The organism is Pseudomonas sp. 2822-15 (assembly GCF_002742515.1).
Lineage (GTDB): Bacteria > Pseudomonadota > Gammaproteobacteria > Pseudomonadales > Pseudomonadaceae > Aquipseudomonas > Aquipseudomonas salomonii.
Genome location: NZ_LJRY01000249.1, coordinates 1 through 1,750, shown reverse-complemented (window position 1 = coordinate 1,750; position 1,750 = coordinate 1). Strand labels below are relative to the sequence as shown.

Genomic DNA, 1,750 nt, shown 5'->3' with positions numbered 1-1,750 from the left:
CCCGTTGCAATGCTGCCGACCTGCCAGGCGATTTCGCCGATGGCCTTGCCCAAGGCTTCGGCGTTTTCGTCGCCGCCGACTTCCAGCGCGGTCTTGATCGTTTCTATCTTAACGTTGAGTTCGTTGACGACGCTGTCGCCAAACTGCTTTCTGGCCTCCGGGTTATTAATCAGTTGGCCAAGGCCGGTAAGCCCTTCGATGGGGTGCGCAACAAATTCGGCGAGGCCCGTGACGTCATTCCAGCCTGACTGGGCCAACCCCTTGCCGATGCCGAACTGGGTCAGAACATCCTGCCGGCCGCTGATGTACGACCATTTGGCAACGACTTTGCCGGCGGCAATCAGGCCTTTTTCTTCGTCATACTCCTTCTTGAACTGCACGATCTGCTGAGTCGCCAGCCAGTTGTTATCCACCGCCGCACCCGCCGCGGTATTGGCGGTGGTCGGGTCGATGGAGGCGCTGGTCGCTGCCAGGCCGGTCACCAGGCTGACGATCAGGTTGCGCTTGGCTTCGCGTTGTTCTTCGCTTTCGTCGGGGCTGCTTTGTGAGAACAGGCCGGTGAGCAGGCTTGATGCCGCCGCGCCTGCCGCGCCGCTGCCGCAACTTTGACTGCTGGCGGCGGCACCGGCGCAGGCGACGATGCCGTGCAGTGCCGCGTGCAGTGGCGAGCCTTCGGTGAGCTCGCCTTTGGCCACCAGGTCGCCGATGTAGCCGGCACCCCGTTGCTGCACATAATTGACCACCAGGCCTTGCACGAAGGCAGCGTTGCCCGCGCTGATATTGCCGCCTGCAGCACCGATCAGGGCGGTGGTGATCTGGCGATAGGTGCCGCCTGCGCCCCAGTTTTCGGAGATCGCGTTGGCCTGTGCCGAGTACTCCCGCGCCTGGAGCTGCAGTTGCAGGCGCGCAGCGTCACTCATTGGCGTGTCACGATTGTCTGCTTTTGACTGCAGCTCTTTTGCCTGTTGGCGTTTGAGGTCCGCTTCCCTGGCTTTGTTCGCAAGGAAGGTACTGGCTTCGTTGGAGAATGCGCTGACGATCTCAAAACCGGCGCGGATTTCATCTTCGTCGAAGATCGGTTTGAGCGAGTTGCTGCCATCGCGATCACTGGACACATCACGGTTGAGACTGGCGACGGTTTTCTCGGCGCTCTGCCCGGTGCGCTTCTGTTGTTCGGCGTCGTTGGTGATGACAACGGCACCGCCACTGATGCCGCTGCGCGTCACGCTGCTGGCCTTGTCGCTGGCGCTGATGGCTATCGGCATGTTGGCGCCGATCTTGTTCTCGTTTTTGGCCAGGTCGGTGCCCGGGTTAACCTTGCCGCCAGTCTGCGCGTTGCCCTTCTGGTCCTTGCCGACTTCGTTGTAGCCGCCGCCCAGGCTGAGGGTATTGGCGTCGTAATCCGCCTTGTTCTTGATGTCGCGGCTGGTGAGGCTGGATGTGACCAGGCTGTTTTTGCCGTCCTGCACGGCCTTGTCACTGCTGGCGATCACGCCGCCGACCAAATCGGTGTTGCCCCGCACGTTGATGTCGAAACCGTCATCACCGGCCTTGATGCCCGATTGTTCGGTGACGCTGGCATAGTTGGAGTCGATGTTGGTTGCGCCAAAGTTTGCGCTGGCACCGCTTATCGAGCTCATGCCGTAGCAGAACGGTGGAATACAAAGACTGATGCCGATGCCGAGGCTCTTTTCATCGACTTTGTACGTGTTGGTGTCTTGCAGGCTTTCGATATTAAGATCGCCGCCGA

General features: G+C 60.6%; 1 pseudogene. It reads right to left on the bottom strand.

Annotated elements, in window-relative coordinates:
• Positions 1-1,750: pseudogene (locus AOA59_RS26455) on the bottom strand (DUF637 domain-containing protein); the annotation flags it as partial.